Source organism: Acetobacter musti, assembly GCF_011516835.1.
Taxonomy (GTDB): Bacteria; Pseudomonadota; Alphaproteobacteria; order Acetobacterales; family Acetobacteraceae; genus Acetobacter; species Acetobacter musti.
The window spans coordinates 17511-42180 of record NZ_WOTB01000005.1 but is presented as its reverse complement, the minus strand read 5'-3'; the positions used below and the strand labels follow the sequence as shown (position 1 = coordinate 42180).

Sequence of the window (24670 nt, the reverse complement as noted above, 5' to 3'; positions counted from 1 at the left end):
GAATCGTAACCAGGATCCGGAACCCCATCAGGTGAACAATCCATCGTCGAAGCCGCACCACACAGAAGCAGAGACACACGGCCACGCTGACGAAAGCAGGGTGGTGCGGGAGCGCCTGCGCTTCATGCAGATGACGCCGCCGGACTGCGCCGCGATCCGGTCGCTGAAACCGCTGGTGGAACGGGAACTGCCCGTCGCCCTGGACAAATTCTACGCCCAGGTGCGCAAAACCCCGGAAACCATGAAATTTTTCTCCTCGGAGAAGGACATCAGCCGGGCCGCCGCCGCGCAGGCCGGACACTGGGGCAATATTTCAAACGGCGATTTCAGTCAGGATTATGCGACCCGCGCACAGACCGTCGGCAGGGTGCACGCCCGGATCGGGCTGGAGCCACGCTGGTATATGGGCGGATACGCCATCATCCTCGATCATCTGATCAGAGCCGCCGCCGATGAGGTTTTTCCCAAAGGCGGCCTGTTCAGCAGGCCGTCGATGACAGCCGCCGATTTCGGCAAGGCCCTGGGCAGCCTGGCAAAGGCTGTCCTGCTCGACATGGATCTCTCCATCTCCGTCTACATCGACGAAGCGGAGAAAGCCCGGCAGCTCGGTGAAGCCAACGCCATCGCGGAAGAGCAGAAACTCGTCTCCGATACGTTCGGTAACGCCATGGCCGGCGTCGCCCGCAAGGATCTCACCTGCGAAATCAACAGCGAACTCCCGGAGGCCTACCACCCTCTGCGGGAAGATTTTAACAATTCGGTCGAAATTCTGCGCCAGTCGCTTCTGTCCGTCGCACAGGTCGCCACCTCGATCGAAAGCGCAACAGGAGAAATCAGCCGCGCCGCTGATGACCTCTCCGCTCGGACCGTGCAGCAGGCCGCATCCGTCGAGAAAACCGCCGCCTCCCTCGACCAGATCACGGTCATGGTGCGTTCCACCGCAAAGCGCGCCGAAGATGTCGGCAATCTGGTCGAACGCTCCCGGGCAGGCGCCGAACAGTCGGAAGGCGTCGTCCAGAAAGCCATGGAGACCATGAGCGCCATCGAACGCTCTTCCGGTGCAATCGGAAGCATCACGGATATGATGGATGAAATCGCTTTCCAGACAAATCTCCTGGCACTCAATGCCGGCGTGGAAGCCGCCCGCGCGGGGGAGGCTGGTCGGGGGTTTGCCGTCATCGCATCCGAGGTTCGGGTGCTCGCTCAGCGTTCTGCCAGCGCGGCGAAGGAGATTAAGGCCCTGATCACACAGTCACGGGAGGAGGTCCGCTCTGGCGTCGCCCTCGTGGGTGAGACCGGCTCCGCCCTGAAAGCCATTGTTGGAGACGTCGCGGAAATTAATCAGCATATCTCTGCTATCGTCGAAGCTGCGCGCGGCCAAGCCAGCGGCCTACAGGACGTCAACGCTGCGGTCGCTACAATTGATCATAACACCCAGCAGAACGCCGCGATGGTTGAGCAGACTTCCGCAGCCAGCCGGAATCTCGCCGCTGAGGTCAGGGAACTCAGCGCCATGCTCGGCACGTTCCGCCTCGAGGGCAGCGGACTACCAGAAAAAATCAAAAATCTGACCAGTACGCGCGCTTTGCCTGTCAGGAGATTGCACAGTCCAGGAAGCCCATTGCGTCCGGCAGAAGCGGACCCAACAGCCGAAATAGCATGATGCGAACGACGCGAAGCGGGGAATTTCCAAATTACATATGGACCACGCATGCTCACGTGGTCCTTCTACGGTATTGCTGATTGTTGTCAGGGTGGGCTCTGAAACTGTTTGCAATGCAATCAGACTACCGGTCCGGATATTTTGCCAGGAGTTATCCTGAGATGACGGAAAGAGAAAATTCTGGGATTCCAGACCCGAGGTCCAGTATGTGACATGGAAAAGGCTGCATATGCCTTTTGTTTTTAGAAAGAAACATCTTTTCCGGATGGAAGACTTGCCGACTCTATGCTCTGAAACTGAATGATTCCGGGTAGAAAACGCAAATCTGACGAACATCCGTTATGATGAAATCCGGACTTGAGCATGTCAAGCCTGAAAATCGTCCTGCTGGCTGCCTGAGAACCGGATGATGACGCTCGCTGAACTTCATGGTCTCATCAGGTGGCATTCAGTCGGCAATGCTATCGCTTACAATGTTAAAATCAGGCACTGGCATTTTGAGAAATGCTATCTCGCGCGACATCATCGGATAACCGGTCCTGATATTGCGATTCTTCCCGAAATGCTTGTCATTACGAAAAATATCGACCGTCATACTATATAGTTTTTGTATTTCTATAGGGACAAAATAACTGAGGATAAATCGTGATAATCGACAGATTGAAACCTGTTTCTCCTGCTTCCGGTTGTTGTCACGTTCATTGAACGTACTAACTGCCAGGGACTGACCTGCCTTCAATGAAGGATGTCGAGTCCGATATCGAGCGCCTGGACACTGTGAGTAAGCCATCCCAGAGATAACACGTCCACGCCCGTCTCCGCGACAGAACGGGCTGTTTCCGGGGTGATGCCGCCGGACGCTTCTGCAATGGCCCGATTGTCAATGAGATTTACAGCCTGTCGCAGTGCTGGCAGATCCATATTATCGAGAAGATAGCAATCGGCGATGTTACAGGAGAGAGCTTTTTCAAGTTGCTCGATAGTGTCAACTTCGAGTTCGATTTTGACGAGGTGACCGGCGCGGCTGCGTGCGGTCTGAAGAGCGGAGACGACATCTCCGCCACAGAGAGCAAGATGGTTATCCTTGATCAGGATAGCGTCATCAAGGCGATATCGATGATTGTGTCCCCCTCCGGCTCTGACAGCATATTTTTGTAAAGACCTTAGTCCCGGAAGGGTTTTTCTGGTGCAGGTAATGCGGGCCTTAGTCCCGGAAACCGCATCGGATATCTGGCGGGTAATGGTGGCTATCCCGCTGAGATGGGAAAGCAGATTAAGCGCAGTACGCTCTCCACCAAGTATACTTTCGGCCCTGCCCTCGACAGTGGCGATAACGACGTCAGGATAAAGAATGTCGCCATCTGTAAGGCTGGCATTGAAGCGGGTCTCGGGGTCGAGGAGCGTGAAAGCCAGTTTTGCTCCCTGCAATCCCGCAACAACACCGGGTTTGCGAGCCCGAAAAATGGCTTTCAGTATCTGACCAGGTTCAACCAGAGCCTGCGTGGTGATATCTCCGCCAATGCCGAGATCTTCAAGAAGTGCATTGCGGATGACAGGTTCCCACAGGATGTCGGGCAGCGATATTACAGACATTGTTCAAAAACCTTTTCAGGAGTGACGTCTCTTGCAGAAATTATCTGCCGCGTGAAAACCTGTGCAGATATGTTCAGGTTGCTTTGCTGGCTTTTAAAGGTCTCCGTCCCGGGCCGCATCTCGTGGGTCTCTGCGGAAACATCGTCTGTCCTAAAATGACTGCCCCGACTTCTGTGTCGGTTTAATGCCGCCTGTGCAACGAGAGCTGCCACCAGGGCGTTCTGGTCATAATTAATATATGGACCAGTTTTTTTAAGAAGACTTTTCAGACCGGCTGTATTCCGAAGAATGCCCGCATGCTCCATGAGAGCATTTCCAATATTCAATGTAGCAGAAAAGCGACCGGCCGGCCGGGGATGCACAATGCGAACAGTCTCAGACAACCTGTTGTCGAGATCGCGGGCAGCCCACTGACCGGTGACAAATGCTTCAGGCAGGGAATTGCTGGCAAGACGGTTGGCACCATGGAGTCCGTTACAGGCCGCCTCGCCCACCGCCCACAGGCCGGTAACAGAGGTGCGGGCATTTATATCGGTAGCGATGCCGCCCATGTGATAGTGCATCGCTGGTCGCACAGGTATGAGTTGCTGATCAGGATTAATCCCTGCAGCGCGACACGCAGCTGTGATTCCTGGAAACAACATTGAGAAACGCCCGCCAGACAGGGAGCGTGCATCCAGGAAAACCCTGTGACCTTCTCGCTGACAGGCGGCAATCGCACGTGCGACGATATCCCTGGGAGCCAGCTCATCGGTAAAGTTTCGCCCGGTTTCGTCAATGAGGCGTCCACCCGCGCCACGGACGGCTTCACTGATCAGGGGGCGACGGCCAGAGCAGGTCCCGGTATCAAGGGCCGTCGGATGAAACTGGGTGAATTCCATATCGATGAGATCTGCACCGGCACGGGCTGCGATGGCCAGTCCGGTGCCGGTGCAGCTTATGGGGCTGGTGGCTCCGGCATAGAGTGCGCCTATACCGCCGCTCGCGATCACACACCCCCTGGTGGGAATGAATCCATGATTTGTCCAGACACCATGAAGTTCATTATCTTCGGTGTGCAGACCGGTGAGAATCGTGTTTTCAAGTACTGCGATGCGAGGTGTGTTTCTCACGCGCGCAGCGAGAGCTTTCATGATCGCGGCTCCGCTGGCATCACCGTTAGCATAGACGATGCGATGGCGGGAATGGGCTGCCTCAAGATGAAGCGCGAGATCTCCACTGGCAGTCCGTGCGAAAGGAACGTCCCAGTTCAGAAGAGTTTCGACAGTCTGAGGACCGGCGGCAGTTATCTCGCGGACAACCTTCGGATCGCAGAGACCGACCCCGGCGGCGAGTGTGTCGGCTGCGTGCAGTTCAGGCGTGTCATCGGAGCCGATTGCCGCTGCCAGCCCGCCCTGAGCGAGGCTGCTGGCAGCGTTTTCTCCGAGCGGTCCGCTGGAAAGAAGAATACAGGGATGTTTCAGATGCAGAGCGGCAGAAAGTCCGGCCAGGCCGGATCCGGCTATGACGGGCCAGCCCGCGTATCGGGAGAGGGTAGTCACTTTTATACCTCCCTGACCGTCAATCCGTTCTCAGGCGGCCAGCATTCGCTCAACTGCCTGGCGCGCGCGCGGCTGGAGATGTTCCGGAACAGACACGGGTGTTTCCATCGTTTCCAGTGAGCGGCGAATACCGGCGAGCGTGATGCGCTTCATGTGGGGACAAAGATTACAGGGACGCACGAAGCTGGTGGCCGGAAACAGAACCGAAAGGTTATCACTCATGGAACATTCCGTCACCAGCAGGACTTTTTCGGGCTGCTTCATGGCGATATAATCCTGCATCTGAGCCGTCGAACCTGAATAGTCAGCTTCAGCGACGACTTCCGGCGGACACTCCGGGTGAGCAATGACGGTGACGCCTTTATGGATACGGCGATATTGCCGGATTTCCTGTGGTGTGAAGCGTTCATGAACTTCACAGTGAGCCGGCCAGGTGACCATCTCGATGCCGGTCTCGGCCTCGATGTTCCGGGCAAGAAATTCATCCGGGATCATGATAACTTTCGGAACACCCAGGCTTTCGACGAGACGTCTCGCATTCCCAGAGGTGCAGCAGATGTCTGATTCCGCTTTTACTGCAGCAGTAGAGTTTACGTAGGTCACAACCGGGACGCCCGGATGCGCCGCTTTCAGAGCACGGACATCCCCGGCAGTAATACCTTCGGCAAGGGAGCATCCGGCATGCGTGTCCGGGATAAGGACCGTTTTCTCCGGGTTCAGCAGTTTGGCGGTTTCAGCCATAAAATGAACACCGGCAAGCACAATCACGCTCTGGCTGAGCGTCTGGGCGGCGCGGGCCAGGGCCAGGCTGTCTCCGCGGATATCGGCCACGCAATGGAAGATTTCAGGTGTCTGGTAATTATGCGCAAGAATTACGGCGTCTCGTTGTTTTTTAAGGCGCAGAACAGCTTCGATATCGTCAGCATAGAGTCGTTCCCAGTCGTTGCGATGCATGAGATGTGAGACCGGTTCGTAAAGAGACGCACGACGATCGATGAGGGTCTCTGACATGGTCGCGCTCCTGCGCTTATTATACTCAACATGAGCATATATAGGCCGGAGTTCTGTTGATGCAAGAGAATGCATGTACACGTTTTCATGAGGACAGCGTCACAGGACTCAGCGGAAGTTTGGCGCCGGCCAGATAGCAGTTTTCAGATCCCGCGGGATCAAAACGGTAAAGACGCGCGGGCCTGCCTTGTCCTGCCTGTTCATAGCTACCGGTTTCACTGACGAGATGCTGGCTGAGCACCAGTCGGCGAAAATTTTGCTTATGCATAAAGCGGCCAGCAAGAGCTTCCATGGTCTGCTGAAGCTGAAACAGCGTGAAATGCATCGGCAAAAGATCAAATACGGCTGGAGTGTAGCGAATACGCGCGCGAATACGGGACATTGCTGTCGCCAGCACGCGTCGGTAGTCGTCGCTCATGGCGCGGCTGTGGAGAATGAACTCGCCCTTGATGTGAGATTCGGCGACCAGCCCCGCCTCCCAGAGAAGTTCATAGCGCTGAAGGACGAGTTCATCGTTCCAGGGGTGATTATCAAGCCCGAATGCAATCGCGCAACGCCGGTGGCGATCAGAGCGACCATCAGACCATTTGCGAATATGCTTAACGATTTGCGTCAGGATAACATCCGTATCACCTCGTCGTCGATCTTCCCATGGGAAATAGTCATAGACCGATCTCCAGTCACCTTCATCGGTCGATGTGCTGGTAAGAGCCATATAAGAGATCCGGACCAGTCGCATACCATCCTCGCACTGGGTATCACCGAACGTATACAACTGCTCGATATGACCGAGATGGAAGCCGGTTTGCTGCTCAACCCATGCCCGAAGACCTTTCTGCAGCGAACGATGGGCTGATTTCAGCGGGCCGGCCGGGAGGGAAGAGCCGTTTCTCAGCGTCAGTATATGAGGGGTTTCGTCTCTGACTGTCATGAGCACCGCAACGAGATCGGTTCTGCACAGATTTGCTTCAGTCATAAGGAAGGTAATTTTTACTCGAAGATCGCAGGAGACTTATAACCATACAGATTCACAGGATGTATATAACTGCGAAATTCCACCAGAAAATGAGAATTTTTCTTCCTTTTCCATGAGGTCTGCGTAAAATTTTTGCCTGTTTTCCGGGAAGCACAGAATGGAAAGATATCTGTCAGGCAGATATCCGCCTGCTCCTGACTGAACAGGAAGTGGATTTCTCCAATTTCTTCCTGACACTATCGTGAAAAAAACGGAATTTCAGGATGGCGTATTTTTCCAGGCATGGGAGCGCCATTATAACCTGTAAGTGCCAGGCTGCCTGTACTGGCCTCTGCAGGTGCCGTACAAGACGGATACCTGTAATAGTTTCCGGAGGCAGTTTACCGCATCAGAGTTGTGTTTTTATTGTTGTGGCTGAGCGTTCATCTCCTGCATCAGAGCCTGAACCCCTTCCGGGCTGGAATTAATGAGGGCAACATTGGCCGGATTGAGTTTTGGTGCCTGTGGAGAGTTCTGAGCCTGTGGATTATGAGTCAGCGCCACTGTCATTCCAAAGCAGGTAAGGCCAATCACGAAATCACGGGCTGTAAACCCATGAGCTTTCAGGAGCGGGTCCAGGCCGGGTACGCCGTTAACGCGCTGAATGGTAGCGTCGAGGGAAAGCTGTCCGGCGGGCGGTGGTGGCTGGAGACCCGAACTCCGGAGCGCCTGCAGCGTACTGGTCATGCGGGGAATGAAGTCAGGTGGCAGGCGCCAGGCTGCGGCAGTCTGAACATCCTTGCGCATCTGCGCCATTTCTGCTGCGGAAGGCTGAGGAGGGGGCTCTGCCGTAGATTGCTGACCCTGCTGCGCGGGCATATCCATCTGTCCGCTCTGTGCCAAGGCAGCGGCCGGAGAAAGCAGCATGCCTGCAAGCACGAAACCGGTGATCTGACGAGAGATAAGACTATATGCGATCATGATAAAAATTTTCTCCTTGCCGGAAAGTTGTCGTTTCTGTCAGTATCTGAGTGAATTTTTCGGTGGAACTGCCGGGCTTCGCCTGCTCTGAGAACCGGTGGCTCACTGCCGGGATTTGTTTTCAGACAGCGGTGACCCACTCTCCGGCGCGCATCAGCGGCACAGTTCCTCCCGCGGCGTCCAGACCTGTAACGCTGATTTCCCCTGAGCCGATCATCCAGTCGATATGAATGAGGCTGCTGTTGGCTCCCCGGGCAGCGAGAGCCTCGGTGGTTTTTCCACCTTCTTCTGTCATGCATTCGGAATACGCCTGTCCGAGAGCGATATGACTTGCAGCGTTTTCATCAAAAAGAGTGTTCTGGAAGAGAAGGCCACTCTGAGAGATCGGAGAGGAATGCGGCACAAGCGCGACCTCACCAAGTCGACGGGAGCCTTCATCGGTATCAAGCACACGCATAAGTACGCTTTCACCTTTTGTAGAATGAGCCTCGACAATCCGGCCATCGGCAAAGCGCACTTCAATGTCCTCGATGAGCGTGCCCTGATATGAAAGCGGTTTCGTGCTGCGAACGTAGCCTTCTACCTGAAGCCGGTGAGGTGTAGTGAAAACCTCCTCCGTGGGAATATTGGGATTACAAAGGATTCCGTTTTTCGCTTTGCTGGAGCCGCCAGCCCATAAGTGACCTTCGGCCAGTCCTACTGTGAGATCGGTTCCGGGACCGGCGAAGTGGAGTGCTGCAAAGCGGCGCTTATTCAGATAGTCCGCGCGGCGATGAAGCTGATCGTTATGGACGGCCCAGTCTGCGACCGGATCTTCGCCGTTGATGCGTGAGGCAGAAAAAATAGCGTCCCATAGCCGCGAAACAGCGATAGGTTCCGGCACACCGGGGAAAACGAGTGAAGCCCATGCCGGTGTGGCTGCTGCGACGATATTCCAGTTCACGGCAAAACTGGTGATGAGTTCCAGAGCGGGCCGATTGGCCACCGATGCTGCCCGGCTGGCACGTGACACAAGATCAGGGTTCTGACCGCTGAGCAGGGCAGGGTTTCCTCCGGTGATGGCAAGGCGGGCAGCGCCTTCACGGAAGCCGGCTGCCATGCCGTCAGCGAACCATGTGGCGGCGGTGTCAAAGGTGTCTTCGGCGGCATTGCTGAACCGGGCAAGGGTGGCTTCATCGTCAGCATAGAATGTCGTGACGAGCGAGGCGCCGGCCTTGTAGGCATGTTTCGTGATTTTCCGGACCAGAGGCACAGCCTCAAGAGGAGCCGTGATGATGACCTGCTGTCCGTGTCTGACATTCAGGCCGACACGTACGGCTGCCTCGGCAAGCCGGTCTGTTCCGGCTTCAATCTTATTTTCGACAGGGCAGGGTATGACCATGAATATGCAGCTTTCCTCATTACGTTCTGGCGGGCCGCCAGCCAGAGCGGATCAGAAGTGAAACTGAGCATCCGTCGCGAAAAAGAGCAACCCGGATGGGTAGGGTCTGGTTTGCGGACCGCATGAGAAATGTAATTCCACATGGGGCGAGTTTGTTAAGGAATTTAATACACTGATTTCTTTGAAAATATCCGGGAGCCATAAGATAAACACCCTGTAAAAACAGGTGGCCGGAATGGTTCCTGCGGACGCGGGTAAAACGGGAAATCAATAAATTTCAGGCAACTAGCCATTCTCCGAATACACGGCAAGGTTAAAGCTGCCCTCACACGTGCAGACCCGGCGCCTCCCGCCCGGTCCTGGCCACATATTCGGTATATCCACCGTCATAGCGATGAATTCCGTCCGGCGTCAGCTCAAGAACCCGGTTGGACAGTGCTGCCAGAAAATGCCGGTCATGCGAGACAAACAGCATCGTCCCCTCATAATCGGCCAGCGCCGCGATCAGCATTTCTTTCGTCGCAATATCGAGATGGTTCGTCGGTTCATCAAGCACCAGAAAATTCGGCGGATCGTACAGCATCAGCGCCATGACCAGACGTGCCTTCTCGCCGCCCGACAGCACCCGGCAGATCTTCTCCACATCGTCGCCTGAAAACCCGAAACCTCCCGCCAGCGCGCGCAGTGAACCCTGCGCCGCCAGCGGAAACGCATCGCTCAGTGTCTCGAATACCGTATGATCGCCGTTCAGGACATCCATTGCATGCTGAGCAAAATATCCCATCCTGACGCTGCCTCCGAGCGTTACCGTCCCCGCATCCGGCTCCGTTGTTCCCGTCACCAGTTTCAGCAGCGTCGATTTGCCTGCACCGTTGACGCCAAGCACGCAACACCGTTCCTGCCGGCGAATGAGCAGATCCAGGTCTTTATAAATTATCCGACTGCCATAGCACTTATCCACACCTCTCAGACTGACAACCGCGTCTCCCGAACGCGGCGCTGGGGGAAACGTGAAAGACAGCGCCTGACGCCGCTTCGGTGGTTCAACCCGGTCGATCTTATCCAGTTTTTTCACCCGGCTCTGCACCTGTGCCGCATGAGAAGCCCGCGCCTTAAAACGTTCGATAAAAGCTACTTCTTTCGCCAGCATCGCCTGCTGCCTGTCGAACTGTGCCTGCTGCTGCTTCTCATTCAGTGCCTGCTGCTGTTCGTAAAATTCATAATCACCTGAAAAGCTCGTCAGCGTGCCGCCGTCAATCTCAATCACCTTGTTGATGACCCGATTCATGAAGGCCCGGTCATGGGATGTCATCAGCAACGCGCCGTCATATCCCGCCAGGAACTGCTCCAGCCAGATCAGACTTTCCAGATCGAGATGGTTGCTGGGCTCATCGAGCAGCATCACATCCGGCTTCATCAGCAAAATGCGCCCCAGCGCCACCCGCATCTTCCACCCGCCGGAGAGACGCCCCACATCGCCGTCCATCATCTCCTGACTGAAACCCAGGCCGTGCAGAACCTCGCGCGCACGGCCCTCCAGCGCATACCCACCCAGTTCCTCAAACCGCGCCTGCACCTCGCCAAACCGTTCAAGGATGACGTCCAGTTCGTCAGACCGCTCCGGGTCAGCCATCGCAGCTTCAAGCTCCGCCAGCTCTGCTCCGATCTGCGCCACCGGACCGGCCCCGTCCATCACCTCGGCAACGGCACTCCGTCCGGCCATTTCCCCCACATCCTGGCTGAAAAACCCGACCGTCACGCCGCGATCCGTCAGTACTTGTCCTTCATCCGGCTCATCCTGACCCGTAATCAGCCGGAACAGTGTTGTTTTGCCTGCCCCGTTCGGCCCCACCAGCCCGACTTTTTCTCCTTTCTGAAGCGCTGCCGATGCCTCGATGAAGATCACCCGATGACCATTATGCCTGCTTATGTTGTCGAGACGGATCATGCGTCCTCAGAGCGGTGGAAAAGAAGTGAAATAAGAGATTGTGTCCTTATTACGCAGCCCGCTCAGCCCGTAAACAGCCCGTTGTCCATCTTGTCAGCGCGCCTTTAAACCGCTTGAAAGGCTGCCATTCTTAATCCCGGCTTCCGCGGAGACGCCCATGTCCCGGACAGCTCAGAGCCCCGGCCGTAAATATCTCCGATGCTGACACGCCTTTTTCCCGTCTGGGCGATCCTGATCTCCGCCTGTGCCATCGCATTTCCGGCACCGTTCGTCAGGCTGCTCCCTGCAGTGACACCACTCCTCGCTTTCATCATGTTTACCATGGGAGTCACGCTCACTCCCGGTGATTTCATCCGCATTATGCGTCGCCCTTTCCCCGTCCTGGCGGGCGTCGGTCTGCATTACCTTGTCATGCCTCTCGCTGCATGGGTTATCGCGCGCGCACTCGCCATGCCACCTGCTCTCGCCACTGGCATGATCCTCGTCGGCTGTGTGTCCAGCGGTACTGCGTCCAACGTGATGGTTTATCTTTCACGCGGAGATGTTGCTCTCTCCATCAGCATCAGCGCGCTGTCCACTCTGGTCGGAATTGTCGCCACGCCCATACTGATCCGACTTTACGTCTCCGCCGGCGTCACCGCAGACAGCTGGGGGTTGTTCCGCAGCATTGTCAGCATGGTCGCGCTTCCTGTTCTCGGCGGCGTCATTATCAACATCTTTTTTCATCGTACCATCCGGAGGATCGAATTTGTCCTTCCGCCGGTCGCTATGTTCTCTGTCCTGACAATAATCGGATGTGTTGTCGCCGGTGCCGGGCCGTCCGTTGTTACGGCTAGTCCCGTTATCCTGCTCGGCGTTATTCTTCACAACGCTGTCGGTCTCCTCGGCGGCTACTGGGGTGGGCGTCTTTTGGGCTTCAATGAGAGCATATGCCGTACCCTTGCTCTGGAAGTCGGCATGCAGAACTCCGGTCTCGCCGCCACTCTCGGAAGGATTTATTTTTCGCCTCTCGCAGCTCTTCCGGGCGCAATTTTTTCAGTCTGGCACAATATTTCCGGCTCGATACTCGCCGCGATCTGGAGATATCGCCCGGTAAAACGATAGTATTTATCGTGGGAAGCCACTGGAAAAATCCGTCTGATGCTGTGGTTGCCGGGTGCGACACCGATGAGCGGGTGTTGCAGTAGCCTGAGTGAGCCAGCCGGAGGCGGACTGGCTGAGGATATTGCTGATCGGGACCCTGCTTTGTATGAATTTCGCGATGAGATTCAGTGTTTATGGACAGGAGACTTTTGAGGCGACCATCCGGCGAACACGGCTTGCAGAGAATGCTGTTGTCTCTGCTATAGAATGATTAGCAGCCATCCGGGGAACCTGACGACTATGATGTTACGATCTTCGCTATGAACAGCGACATCACTGATTCGCCATGGGCAGGATCTGCCCCTCCCCAGAATCTCGCCTTCGTTGCAACAAATACTCCTAAAGCCGAAGAGGGCCTTGCAAGGCTCAGTCAGCGATATGGGAACTGCCCGGTCGGAACAGCGGATGTGATTGTCTGTCTGGGCGGAGATGGTTTTATGCTCGAAACGCTCCGTCATGTGATGGACCGGCCTGTTCCGGTCTATGGCATGAACTGTGGGTCGGTTGGATTTCTGATGAATCCGTTTGACGAGGACAACCTGCCGGAAAGGCTGGTAGCGACGCAGAGCGCTGTCTTGCATCCTCTTCATATGCGTGCCACATGCGTCGACGGAGGTATTCACGAAGCGGATGCGCTGAATGACGTTTTTCTGTTCCGTGAGACACGACAGGCGGCAAAGATCCGCGTAGATGTCGATGGGCGCGAGCGGATGCCTGAACTGATTTGTGATGGGGTTCTGGTCGCAACACCTGCCGGTTCGACAGCCTATAATCTTTCCGCGCATGGTCCAATCGTGCCTCTGTCGGGCAACCTGTTGCCTCTGACGCCCATCAGCGCTTTCCGGCCGCGCCGCTGGCGTGGCGCACTTCTGCCATCGACAGCGACGGTTACGTTTACAATTCTGGAGACAGAAAAACGTCCGGTCGCTGCCGTTGCCGACTTTACCGAAGTCCGGGACGTTGTATCCGTCGTAGTCCGGGAAAACCGGACGCGTTCAGTCATGGTCCTGTTCGATCCGGGACAGACGCTGTCTGAACGTATTATTGCCGAGCAGTTTTCAGCTTAGATGCCACTCGGAGGCTTGTGCGCTGAAGCCGGATCAGCCGGCTTCCGAAAGCCATAACCGTCAGCAGGAATCTGTTGCCCGGCTCACCTGTTTCATCGCGCTCACGGTACTGCAGACCATGATGCAAACGGTCCGGCCAGCATTTGCCGTCTTAGCTTATAGTCTCCACAGAAGCTGTCGGAATTAATCTGAATATGAAAAATAACCGGGTATGAAAGAAAAAATCCTTATCAGTTCCTGCCTTATCGGTCAGCCGGTCCGCTATAACGGCACCGCTAAGCAGGCACATCACCCGGTCCTGACCAGATGGCAGAACGAAGGCCGTCTGGTTCCCGTCTGCCCCGAGCTTGCCGCTGGTTTCAGTGTGCCACGCTCTCCGTCCGAGATCGCAGATAACCTGTCCGGAGAAGAAGTTCTGAATGGAACAGCCCGCATCGTCACAGATACAGGGCAGGACGTTACTTCCCTTTTTCTCTCAGGTGCACGGATCGCACTTGCTCTCGCGCAGCAGCATAAGTGCCGCTACGCCATCCTGACAGATAACAGCCCGTCCTGTGGCAGCACCACGATTTACGACGGTACATTCTCAGGGAAAACCCACCCCGGAACCGGTGCGACCGCTGCGCTTCTGCGTCAGAACGGAGTCGAAGTCTTCAGTCACACTGATATCGGTAGCCTGCAAAAACGGATAGACGGGTTCTGACGTCAGAGCGTTACCCGAACCTTGCAGTGCCCGGTTTCACTCCTTTGAGAATCAGTCTGCATAGCCTCTGGTATCAGTTCAGACTGTCACGAGGCACCTCCAGCAATACCAGCCCATGCGCCGGAACTGCCACATCAATCCCCGCAGCCGGAATCACAATATCCTGTCCACTATCCGCTGCAGCCGCCTGCAGCAGCAATTTCTGCTGCGCCGGTGTCGGCACAGCGGGTTCGCCAAGCCGTTTCCAGGCCGGCATGACATTTCCATGCGCCTGATCTACCCGCCACATCCGCGCTTTCACCCGAATGGAGGATGAGCGCATCCGCACATGAAAAATCTTCTTCTTTCCATCCGTAACTGAAGCCGTCTGTGAAACATCAGGGGGCGTATAGTTCCATAGCGCCACATCCATCCGGCCATCTGCATTCCGTGTGACCAGCGCCTCATCGTTGCGTTCCGGCAGGCGCCTCTCTCCGAGCCTGTGCAGAAGGCTGAAAGCATGAAAAGCCGGTTTCGGAATTCCCTGTTCAGACACGATCCCGAACACGCCCGGCAGTTCCGCGCGCGGAATGCCCTGTTCCTCGAAATTATCCGAAAATGTCCAGTAACTCATCATCTCCGTCAGGCCGTCGCAGTCATGCGCTGTTTGTGCCAGCCACGGACCGATATAGGTACTGGCCGCAAGTCCGTCGTCAGAGTTCCAGTCCGCCCCGAATTCGGAAATAATCAACGGGAGCCGTGCCTGCTTTGCTTCCCGCTTCAGATCGGCAACATGCGCCGTTGCCGCGCATACCATATGTGCCGGCGTCTTCTGCGCATCCGGTACCGGAACCCGCTCTGGCGGATCGTTGGCATAAACATGCGTGGACAGAAAATCGATCGGACTGTGTGCCGTCGTTACATGTGCCAGGAACTCCGGTACCCAGCTTGTCGTCGCCGTCGCCGGCCCTCCAACCCTCAGCCGCTCATCAACAGCTTTGACCGCCCGTGCTGTATGGTCATACAGCGTAAAATATGTGTCCATTTGCGGGTTTCCAGCCCAGGACGCCTGATTCGGTTCATTCCACACTTCAAAATACCAGTGCCGGACCTCATCCTTCCCATACCGGTCCTCAACATGTCGCGTAAATGCCCGGATCAGATCATCCCATTGTGCGTAATTCTCCGGTGGTGACACATTCGCCCGGTACCAGAACGTCCCGCTGCTGTAATCTGTCACCCGATGCAGCTTCTGAGCATCCGCCTGCAGCGGCTCCAGACCGCCACGTCTGCGAAAAGCATCCGATCCAAGCGGGCTCGGCATGTAACCGATTTCCACAAATGGCCGCACGCCGCGCGCAAGCAACTCGTCATATATCTGATCGACATATCGGAAGTTATAGACAGGACGTCCATCATCGCCGAACGAGACAATGCCCATCTCATCCCCGAAAACCCCATGAAACCGCACGTAGCTGAACTGCGTCACGCCTTTCACCAGCGCCATGTTCTTCAGATAGTTCTGACGCAGACCGAGAACCGCCCGCCCCGATCCGAACATCTCTTCCCAGAAATGCGGAAACGGTTTTCCGGATTGCTGCGGGTCAATCACGATCTCTTCTGTCTGCGCCCGCGCGGAAGGTATCAGCATCACAGTGAAGGAGAGCAGTATCAGAAGTGACAGATATTTTCCGGTCATGGCGGTCGGCAGATCCCTTGCAGTGGAAACCGGCACTCATCGTCGGGCGCAACCGGAAAGCGGACCCCCGACTTTGTCGTTTCTGTAACGGTTCGTAAAAATCAAGATTCAGCAACAACCCTGCTCAAACCATAAATCACGCCGTCTGGCAAAAATGATCCCTCCCACGGCTCGTTGCATAAGGTGCCCTCGCTACGGACCATGTCATCTGAGCTGACGCAACCGGACAGTTCGCAGAATGGTGACTACGGTAAGATCTCACCTTGCCGGGACCAGAACGGAGGGCTGCATCGCAAAGGCGTTCCGCACCGGAAAGTCCTGTTTGCGTCCGATGTGACGCTCTTTGGGCAGATGCGTGCCAGTGGTGTCACCTGCCGGACACATCGCTGATCAGCTTTCTGAGTCCCGCCTGTTATCGGTCCACGTGTCCCAGATCCCGCTCCGGTTCGATCACATCCCGAACCCGTTGCTTCAGTTCCTTCGGTCCCGGAAACCCGCCATCCCGTTTCCGCTCCCAGACAAGAACCTCTCCGACCCTGATCTCGAACACTCCGCCTGTATCCGGGATCAGCGCCACTTCGCCCAGGGCCTGTCCGAATGTCGACAGCAACTCCTGAGCCATCCAGCCCGAACGCAGCAGCCAGTTGCACTGCGTGCAATACCGGATCGACACCCTCGGCCCATTCCTGTCGTCCGGACTGTCCGTCATGACTCGGTTACCTCCGCACACCACCGGCGCCTCAGCATGTTCGCGATCAGCATCATCGCCGGCCCCACTGCCATTACACCCGCCATCGGAACCACGGAATCTGTTGGCATGAATCCCATCAGAATGCCGCTGACCGCTCCGATAGTGAACTGCATTGTCCCCAGCATCGCCGACGCGCTGCCTGCATGAGCGCCATGATGATGGAACGCCAGGACCGTCGCGTTGGCTCCCACGAACCCAAGCGCCGCATTCACGCCCATGATCAGTGCTCCGATCAGAGCCGGATGTGCCGGAGTCGCCACGCCCGTCGCAGTCAGCAGCAGGAACAGGCCGGCCGTCAGCGCCGTGCCAAAAATGCCGGACTGCATGAGCGTCTCCAGTCTCACCCGATGCACCAGTCGCCCGCTTATCTGATTGGACGCAATGAATACCGCCGCGTTCGCCCCGAAAAACAACGCGTATTGTTGCGGCGTAAATCCGATCAGATGCTCGAATACGACCGGTGAGCCACCGAGATAGGCAAAGGTCACAAACGTGCCCGCGCTTGCGATCAGCGCATTCAGAACGAAATGCGGCTCGCGCAGGATTGCCATATACCGCGCCAGAATCGCCGCGGGCGGCAGATGAAGCCGCTTTGCCAGTGGCAGCGTGTCCGGAAGCAGAAACCAGATCGCGGTAATCGCCAGAACGCCATAAAGCGCGGCGATCCAGAAAATCCATCGCCAGGATCCGACCGCCAGAACCAGGCCTCCCAGCGATGGCGCCAGAATCGGCGCCACACCAAAAATAAGCGTCAGCTGTGTCATGATTCGCGCACCCTCGCGCCCTGTCGCGACATCGCGGATAAGTGCCCGCGGCACCACACTGCCCGCCGAACCGCCAAGCGCAGCCAGAAAACGAAACAGACAGAACGCCCGGTAATCCCCGGTCACCGCACAGCCCACCGAAGCCAGGGTGTAAATTCCCATCCCGAAAAGCAAAGGCACCCGCCGCCCGAACCGGTCCGACAGTGGCCCGCAGGAAAACTGTCCCACCGCCAGCCCCGCAAACCACGTCGCCAGTGTGAACTGCGCCGAACCTGGCCCGCCTCCGAGATCACGGTCCAGCTGAGGAAACGCCGGCAGATACATATCGGTCGAAATCGGGCCGATTGCCGTAATCAGACCAAGCAGAGCAATCAGATAAAACGGCAGACGACCAGTGGCCTGAATCGTCTGAAGCGCAAGCGCGGGCGACATATTTCGACCTGTCATAAAAGGCGAAAGGGGATGGCGGTCATTCGACCGTTTTGAGCGCTCTGTCCACGGGTGCCATACGCGCAGCCGGCCCCGATCAGCGCATGGCAGATCAGAAAATGGTGAACAGAACGATGCGCCGCCGGTCTCATCCGGTTGTGGGTCGACATAAAAGTTTAAAAAATGTATCGCCTCGTATCGCCTGAAAGCGCTGTGAGACCGTTGCAGAGGCGGCTTCACTGTTTTAGGTGCAGGGTCTCTCTCAGGCGCAGTCGACAGCCCGTCCGGTCCGGTGCGTCTCCTGGCGTCACCAAAGGAAGCAGACCGATTGCCACACTCACTTTACGATGGCGGTACATGGGGTCTGAAATCCGGGCGTTCGAAATCCGGTCAGGCCTCAGGGACAGCGTTCCGGCCAGTGTCTGATAGCTCCCGGACGCTGGTGTCGCCACATTTTCTTCGTATCGCCATGACAGCCCTGACGGCTGTGTTGTTCGTCGTATCCGTAATGCCGGCCCGTGCCGGTGAGAAAGCTGCCGGGACCGAAACAGTCCCGGATGTGGAGCACCGTCCGAACGGAGTGCTTGTCGTCGAGCCAGGTTCGCCGGTCGATAAACGCCTCGTCGTCAGTACTGTGAATGTCAGCAAATGGAACCGCGGCACGACTTCACCCGGAACTATCGTCGCCGAACCCGCACGGAACGTCACCGTCCTGCCACCTGCCGCAGGCCGCATCATCGATATGACGGTCAAGATCGGTGACCATGTCCAGGTCGGAGATGAACTCGCTCATATTCTCTCTGCCGACGTCGCCCAGGCCACTGCCGACGAAATCAAGGCCCGCGCCGACCTTGATCTCGCCCGTCGCACTCTTAAGCGTACCCAGGGGGTTCTCTCCGCAGGTGGAGGCACGACCCGGGATCTCGAATCCGCGAACACGGCTCTTATCGAAGCCGAAGCTGAGGAAGATCGCGCCCAGACCAGACTGGACGCCCTTTCTGCAAGCACCACCGACAGTGGCGTCATGACACTGAAATCGCCCATCGAGGGTGATGTCAGCGTCGTCAACGCCACCGCCGGCATGAACATTACCGACATTACCCAGACGCTCGTTGTCGTCACCAGTATTGATGAGGTCTGGGCAGTCGCTGATGTCCCTGAGCGCGACATCGCGGGTCTCGCCCTCGGTCAGCCGGTCAACCTCACCATGCCCGCCTTTCCGGACAAAATCTTTCATTCCACCGTGTCCGGCATCACGCCCATCATGCAGCCCGACTCACAGGTCCTGCACGTGCGCGCCATCCTTCCCAATCTGGATGGCAAGCTCCATCCGAATATGTACGCAAACATGACCGTGATGGAGCCGGAACCCGCCACCTTGTCCGTGCCCCAGTCGGCCTTGCTGATGAACAATGATGCGGTCACCGTCTTTGTGGAAATAAAACCCCACACCTTCGAGCGGCGCGCCGTCAGAATCATCTACGATGAGGGCGATAACTGTCGGGTCCTCTCCGGTCTGAATCCTGGTGAGCGGATCGTGACCTCAGGCGCTATCCTGCTGAACGATGATTAACAAAATCATCGCAGGCTGCCTGCGTCAGCGCCGGCTGGTCTTCCTCGGCGCCCTCATGCTCGCCATCTGGGGCGTTATCTCCTGGCGCAACATCGCCATCGAAGCGTACCCGGACCTGTCCGCCGTCACTGTTATGGTGACGACACAGGTTCCCGGCCTCGCCGCCGAAGAAATCGAACAGCAGATCACTATCCCGCTCGAACGTCAGCTCGCCAGCACACCAGGTCTCGTCGATACCCGCTCTTCCAGCACCTTCGGCCTGTCCCTCATCACGCTGATCTTCAAAGACGGTACAGATGTCTATTTTGCCCGTCAGCGTGTCACCGAGCAGCTTGCCCAGGTCACGGTGCCATACGGTGCAACTCCGGGACTGGGTCCTGTCACGAGCCCGTCCGGCGAAATCTACCGCTACACGCTGGAATCTGACCGCGCGAATCTCATGCAGCTTTCGGAGATCCAGCGCTGGGTCGTGATGCCCGCGCTGCTGCAGATTCCCGGCGTTGCCTCCGTCAACAATTTCGGTGGATTCACCAGAGAATATCAGCTCGTTCTCAAACCGGGCGCGCTCCAGCGATACAATGTCGGCCTCAACGACGTCCTTACAGCTATTCAGAACAACAACGCCAACGCTGGCGGTGGTCGTGTCACGCGCGGCGACCAGTCCTATATTGTCCGCGGCAACGGTCTCGTGCGCAATCTTGGCGACATGGCCGATATTGCCGTCACGCAGCGACATGGCGTCCCGGTCCAGCTTCGCGATCTCGGCCAGCTCCAGCTTGGTCATCAGGTCCGCGAAGGTATCCTGGGCAAAGATAGCAATCCCGACACCATTGAGGGCATCGTCCAGATGCTCACCGGCCAGAACGCTTCTCTGGTGCTGAAAAACATCCATCAGCAGGTCGCCTCACTCCAAAAGCAGCTTGACCCGCTGGGTGTGAAAATCGTGCCCTATATCGATCGCGACACTCTCGTGAACGCCACCACCGACAAGGTGATGGACACCGTGTTCAAAGGTGTCGGGCTGGTTATCATCGTCCTGCTGCTTTTCCTGGGCAGTCCCCGCAGCGCCCTGGTGGCTGCCATTACCATTCCGCTGGCCCTCGCCTTCGTGTTCGTCGTCATGAACGCGCTTGGTATGCCGGCAAACCTCTTCTCTCTCGGTGCCATCGATTTTGGCGTGGTCGTGGATGGCGCCATAGTCATTACCGAAGCCATTCTGCGCCTCCGCGAGGAGCGTCCGAAAGACGTGATCGAGCTGAAAGACGTGTTGACGCTGACCAATCAGATTGGTCGTTCGATCCTTTTTTCTACTCTCATCATCATCGTGGCTTACAGCCCGCTTTTCGCGTTCGAGGGTTCGGAAGGCAAACTCTTCCGTCCTATGGCCTACACCGTCAGCTTCGCCCTGTTCGGCGCCCTGCTGAGCGCGACCATGCTGACACCGTCACTCGCCTGGCTTGCCATGCGCAGGCCGCATCGCCTGTTCCGAAACAAACCGCTCGAATGGCTTCATCGCCAGTATAAACACTGGCTCGGTCATTTCGTCGATCGCCCTCTGCTTGCCTATGCCGGCGGTGGCATCGCTTTCGCTGCCGTCCTTGTCCTCGGCATGACCGTTGGACGCGAATTTCTTCCCGAGCTCGACGAAGGCGCTCTCTGGCTTCAGGTCAGCCTGCCGTCAGGAATCTCGCTGGACAAGGCCAGCGAGATGGCCAGCGAGATTCGCCGGACCATCCACTCCTTTCCTGAAACCTCCTACGCCATCACTCAGCTCGGCCGGAACGATTCCGGCACTGATCCCTGGACGCCGTCTCATATTGAAATGCCAGTCGGTCTGAAACCGTACAGCACCTGGCCGAAGGGCGAGACGAAAGCGCAGTTCGAGCAAAAACTGCGACAGCGCCTTCACCAGATTCCCGGTATCAGTTTCGATATCAGCCAGCCGATTGAAGACGGCATGAACGATCTCGTCGGGGGCGCCCATTCGCCACTTGTGCTGCGTGTCTATGGCGATGATTTCCGCGAAATGCGCCGGATCGGCGATGATATCACCCGTCTGCTCAAAACCGTGCCCGGCACAACCGATGCGTCCATTTTTCAGGGGCCGGAAATACCGGAACTGTCCATCGCCGCCAACCGCCCCGCCATGGCCCGCTACGGTGTCAGCGTCTCTGACGTCATGAATGTTGTCCAGAACGGCATTGGCGACGCGCCCGTCTCACAACTTTATATCGGTGACCGCACCTATAATATGACGGTACGCTTCCAGGACGATCAGACGCGGAATCTACAGCTTCTTGCCCATCTGCCGCTCACAGGGTCATCGGGAGCTCAGATACCGCTTGAAGCTCTGGCAAAAATCGGACTGGAAACCGGACAGTCCAACATCTCGCATGAATACAACCACCGGCAGATAACGATCCGCGTGAACAACGGCAGCCGTCCTCTGTCGCAATACCTGCCGGACGCCCAGGCCCATATCGACCGCTTCGTCCATTTCGACACGACGAAATACCGCCTTGAATGGGCCGGAACCTTCCAGCAGGAACAGCGCGCCCAGGCCCGCCTCACCATCGCGCTGGCCCTCATGTTCGCGGTTATGCTCATCCTGCTCTTCGGCGAGTTTCGCCTTTTTCGTCAGGCGCTTCTGGTTCTCGCCGTTGTGCCGCTCGCCACTCTCGGCGGCCTCATTGCTCTGCATGTCCGCGGCGAGACCCTCAATGTAGCCACTACCGTTGGATTCATTGCCCTGTTTGGCGTTGCTATACAGAACGGCATTATCATGGTCTCGAATATCAACCATCTCCGTTCCGGCGGCATGGGCTTGCGTGATGCCGTGCTCGAGGGCGCCGGCGAACGCTTCCGCCCCGTTCTCATGACCGCCACGGTCGCCTCCGTCGGCATGCTGCCCGCCGCAATCGCCACCGGCATCGGAACCGACGTCCAGCGCGGCCTCGCCACTGTTGTTGTTGGTGGTCTCGGCATCGCTACAATTCTGACGCTCTTTATCCTGCCTACCTATTATGCCGAACTCGAAGCCTGGGTCGAAAAACGAGACAGCCGCAAACAGAGTCGGGATTCCACGGGAGACAGTCGTGATGACTGAGCAGGGCAGGGGGAAACACATCCGCTCGGAGGCTCACGCCGAACGGCACGGCAAACCGGCCCGGGGCAGCGCCTGCCTGCTCCTCGCCGCCACTGCTCTGCTCTCCGCCTGCGCCGTCGGCCCCGACTTCCATCGGCCTGGTGCTCCTCAGACCCGATATATTCAGGGAGGTGTCAGACCGGCAATCAGTGCAGTTTCGGAACGTCTGCAGGGGAATACTCAGACCTTCACCCCCGGTGCAGATATCCCCGCCGACTGGTGGACCCTGTTTCACTACCCGGAACTCGATCAGCTCGTACGCCGTATCCTGGAACGCAGCCCGACCCTGGAAGCTGCCAACAAGGCTCTTCTGGCATCGCAACAGGATAAAAAAGCCAGTGAGAGCGCGCTCTATCCTTCAGTCAGCGGCATGTACAATCCGGCCCGTTTCAAGACCTCACGCGCCTACTCTAACGTACCGATGGCGGATAACTGGAATTACACAATCCATACCGCCCAGCTGAACATCTCCTACTCTCCGGATCTCTGGGGCGGCGTACGGCGTCAGATCGAGTCCGCAAGAGCTCAGCGGAATGCCCAGCGCTATCAGCTGGAGGCCACCTGGCTCACGCTCACTAGCTCCGCCGTCAACGCTGCCATCTCCTATGCCATGGTGCGCCAGCAGATACGCACCACGCAGGAAATGGTCGCTGACCAGGAACGCATACTGAAATCGACCGTCGCCCAGCAGGCTCTTGGCAACATGTCCGGTAACGATGTCGCCATGCAGCGCACGCTCCTTGCTCAGACAAAGGCTACCTTACCCCCCCTGCAGCAGACCCTGGCTGCCCTGCACGACGAACTTGCCGCCCTGGCCAACGACATGCCGGATGCCCCGACGCCGGAATTCGAGCTCGACCGCTTCCATTTGCCGGACAGTCTTCCGGTCAGTCTGCCCGCGCAACTCATCGACCAGCGTCCCGACATCCGCACGGCCCAGGAATATTTCCATGCCGCCTGTGCCCAGGTTGGCGTCGCCATCGCCAATCGCCTGCCTAATGTCCAGCTCGGCTTCTCACCCGGTTTCGCTGCCGCCACCATCGCCCAGATGGCCGTTCCCGGCTACGGTCAATGGACCCTGGGCGCCATGATCACCCAGCCGCTTTTCGATGGTTTCCAGCTTCAGCATCAGGAAAAGGGCGCGCGCCTGCGCTACGACCAGGCCGCAGCACAGTACCGCGCCACTATTGCCAGCGCCGTGCAGGATGTTGCTGACAGCCTGAACGCCGTCCACAACGACGCTGACGCTCTTACCCAGGCCAGTGAAGCCGCCTCTCAGGCCACCCGGACCGCCACCATTTCAAAGGCTGAAACACATCTCGGTGCTCTCAGCCAGATCGCTCTTCTCAATGTCCAGACATCCTCGCTCCAGACCCGTCTCGCCCTTGTCGAAGCTCGCGCTGCCCGCCTCTCCGATACTGTCGGCCTCTTTCAGTCTCTCGGCGGTGGCTGGTGGAACCGCACAGACGACGTGGCTGACAGCAAAGCAGCCGGCGGCTCCGGCAAACAATCGCAGTCTGTCACGTCATCTCGCGTTCTGGCGACAAAGGGCTGACCGGGGCTTTTCTTTGTCCGAAGATCGCGGTTGCCGGGATCTCACTGGAAATGGCTGACAATACCGGCGCATGAGCTCTGGTGATGTTGGCAGGATCGCGGTCACAATTACGGAGCCATAAGGGCTGCCAGCGCTTCCTGAGATATGACCGCTCAGTTTTGTCAGTAAGCTGTCCGGCCTGAGACCCTAAGGCGTGTCGTCAGTTAGCGCGGTGCCATGAGGCTTGTACTTCCATCTGATCTGTGATGTTTTCTCCCTGTTTTTGGGACGGGGAAAGATGGGAATGCGACGGTATGGCCTGAGTGACAGCCAGTGGGAGCGGATAAAGGATTTCCTGCCTGGCCGTGAAGGTCATGTTGGGGGAACGGCATCAGATAACCGTCTGTTTGTGGAAGCCGTGCTGTATCGCTATCGCGCAGGTATTCCCTGACGTGATCAGCCGCCAGATGCAGGAAAATCTGCTCGATAACACCGCTTTCGCACCAGCGGCGCAGACGTCTATAAACATTTTTCCAGTAGCCGAACCGCTCATTGAAAAGCTCGAAGAGCGGCAGATTACAGTAGTCATTCCTTCAAGGAAAACCGTCGTAATCCACGGAAAATACTGTTCCAGCTTTATAAAAAAAGAACGGTTCTTCGTCAGACTGAAGCAGTTCAGAGACATTGCAACACGCTGTGACAGACTGGAATCAATCCTCCTCGCAGCAGCGCAACTCGTCTCCGCCATCATCGGAATTAACTGACGACACGCCCTGGTCGGGTTGCACATGAATTAAGACATGGAAGGCA

At 57.1% G+C, this 24670-nt stretch carries 18 protein-coding genes and 1 pseudogene; 9 read left to right on the top strand and 10 right to left on the bottom strand.

Annotation, left to right across the window (positions count from 1 at the left end; translation table 11 throughout):
• Positions 1 to 31 precede the first annotated feature (31 nt).
• Positions 32 to 1663 carry a methyl-accepting chemotaxis protein gene (locus GOB93_RS21955; RefSeq protein WP_198912675.1) on the top strand — a complete coding sequence of 544 codons (1632 nt, stop codon included), beginning with the start codon at positions 32 to 34 and terminating at the stop codon, positions 1661 to 1663.
• Between the two features lie 735 nt (positions 1664 to 2398).
• Here the strand turns inward: GOB93_RS21955 and nadC are convergent.
• The 7 genes from nadC to GOB93_RS05180 all read right to left on the bottom strand — a co-directional run bounded on the left by nadC (position 2399) and on the right by GOB93_RS05180 (position 11073).
• A complete protein-coding gene (nadC, locus tag GOB93_RS05210) occupies positions 2399 to 3256 on the bottom strand; it encodes a carboxylating nicotinate-nucleotide diphosphorylase (protein WP_173582438.1) in 858 nt (285 codons plus the stop codon).
• Positions 3247 to 4797 carry an L-aspartate oxidase gene (locus GOB93_RS05205; RefSeq protein ID WP_338422299.1) on the bottom strand — a complete coding sequence of 517 codons (1551 nt, stop codon included), beginning with the start codon at positions 4795 to 4797 and terminating at the stop codon, positions 3247 to 3249. Before GOB93_RS05205 ends, nadC begins: the two co-directional genes overlap by 10 nt.
• A gap of 30 nt (positions 4798 to 4827) precedes the next feature.
• On the bottom strand, positions 4828 to 5808 hold the full coding sequence (gene nadA / locus GOB93_RS05200) for a quinolinate synthase NadA (protein ID WP_173582437.1): 981 nt from the start codon (positions 5806 to 5808) through the stop codon (positions 4828 to 4830).
• 85 nt (positions 5809 to 5893) lie between these two features.
• Positions 5894 to 6784: an NUDIX hydrolase gene (locus GOB93_RS05195; protein WP_173582436.1), complete on the bottom strand. Its 891-nt coding sequence runs from the start codon at positions 6782 to 6784 to the stop codon at positions 5894 to 5896.
• A 402-nt stretch (positions 6785 to 7186) separates the two neighbouring features.
• On the bottom strand, positions 7187 to 7744 hold the full coding sequence (locus GOB93_RS05190; RefSeq protein ID WP_173582435.1) for a hypothetical protein: 558 nt from the start codon (positions 7742 to 7744) through the stop codon (positions 7187 to 7189).
• A gap of 121 nt (positions 7745 to 7865) precedes the next feature.
• On the bottom strand, positions 7866 to 9125 hold the full coding sequence (locus tag GOB93_RS05185; RefSeq protein ID WP_173582434.1) for an aminopeptidase: 1260 nt from the start codon (positions 9123 to 9125) through the stop codon (positions 7866 to 7868).
• 325 nt (positions 9126 to 9450) lie between these two features.
• Entirely contained in the window at positions 9451 to 11073 is a 1623-nt protein-coding gene (locus GOB93_RS05180) for an ABC-F family ATP-binding cassette domain-containing protein (RefSeq protein ID WP_173582433.1), read from the bottom strand.
• Between the two features lie 198 nt (positions 11074 to 11271).
• Here GOB93_RS05180 and panS point away from each other — a divergent pair, with 198 nt between their 5' ends.
• The 3 genes from panS (at position 11272) to GOB93_RS05165 (ending at position 13986) form a co-directional block, all read left to right on the top strand.
• Entirely contained in the window at positions 11272 to 12177 is a 906-nt protein-coding gene (gene panS, locus GOB93_RS05175) for a ketopantoate/pantoate/pantothenate transporter PanS (RefSeq protein WP_194299984.1), read from the top strand.
• Positions 12178 to 12476: 299 nt separating this feature from the next.
• Entirely contained in the window at positions 12477 to 13283 is an 807-nt protein-coding gene (locus GOB93_RS05170; RefSeq protein ID WP_173582432.1) for an NAD kinase, read from the top strand.
• A 211-nt stretch (positions 13284 to 13494) separates the two neighbouring features.
• Complete coding sequence (locus tag GOB93_RS05165; RefSeq protein WP_173582431.1) at positions 13495 to 13986, top strand: DUF523 domain-containing protein; 492 nt, start codon at positions 13495 to 13497, stop codon at positions 13984 to 13986.
• A gap of 73 nt (positions 13987 to 14059) precedes the next feature.
• Here GOB93_RS05165 and GOB93_RS05160 read toward each other — a convergent pair whose 3' ends face one another.
• The 3 genes from GOB93_RS05160 to GOB93_RS05145 all read right to left on the bottom strand — a co-directional run bounded on the left by GOB93_RS05160 (position 14060) and on the right by GOB93_RS05145 (position 17611).
• On the bottom strand, positions 14060 to 15664 hold the full coding sequence (locus tag GOB93_RS05160; RefSeq protein ID WP_173582430.1) for a GH39 family glycosyl hydrolase: 1605 nt from the start codon (positions 15662 to 15664) through the stop codon (positions 14060 to 14062).
• A 412-nt stretch (positions 15665 to 16076) separates the two neighbouring features.
• Complete coding sequence (locus GOB93_RS05150; RefSeq protein WP_173582428.1) at positions 16077 to 16373, bottom strand: SelT/SelW/SelH family protein; 297 nt, start codon at positions 16371 to 16373, stop codon at positions 16077 to 16079.
• Complete coding sequence (locus GOB93_RS05145; protein WP_173582427.1) at positions 16370 to 17611, bottom strand: multidrug effflux MFS transporter; 1242 nt, start codon at positions 17609 to 17611, stop codon at positions 16370 to 16372. Before GOB93_RS05145 ends, GOB93_RS05150 begins: the two co-directional genes overlap by 4 nt.
• Before the next feature lie 415 nt (positions 17612 to 18026).
• On the opposite strand from GOB93_RS05145, the gene GOB93_RS05140 reads away from it, so the two are divergent.
• The 5 genes and pseudogenes from GOB93_RS05140 to GOB93_RS22210 all read left to right on the top strand — a co-directional run bounded on the left by GOB93_RS05140 (position 18027) and on the right by GOB93_RS22210 (position 24624).
• Complete coding sequence (locus GOB93_RS05140; protein WP_338422298.1) at positions 18027 to 19181, top strand: efflux RND transporter periplasmic adaptor subunit; 1155 nt, start codon at positions 18027 to 18029, stop codon at positions 19179 to 19181.
• Complete coding sequence (locus tag GOB93_RS05135; protein ID WP_173582426.1) at positions 19174 to 22287, top strand: efflux RND transporter permease subunit; 3114 nt, start codon at positions 19174 to 19176, stop codon at positions 22285 to 22287. The genes GOB93_RS05140 and GOB93_RS05135 overlap by 8 nt, the downstream gene beginning before the upstream one ends.
• Entirely contained in the window at positions 22280 to 23881 is a 1602-nt protein-coding gene (locus tag GOB93_RS05130) for an efflux transporter outer membrane subunit (RefSeq protein WP_173582574.1), read from the top strand. The genes GOB93_RS05135 and GOB93_RS05130 overlap by 8 nt, the downstream gene beginning before the upstream one ends.
• Positions 23882 to 24164: 283 nt before the next feature.
• Positions 24165 to 24308, top strand: a pseudogene (locus GOB93_RS21420) (transposase); the annotation flags it as partial.
• Positions 24309 to 24312: 4 nt separating this feature from the next.
• Entirely contained in the window at positions 24313 to 24624 is a 312-nt protein-coding gene (locus GOB93_RS22210; RefSeq protein ID WP_408742362.1) for a hypothetical protein, read from the top strand.
• Positions 24625 to 24670: the final 46 nt, after the last annotated feature.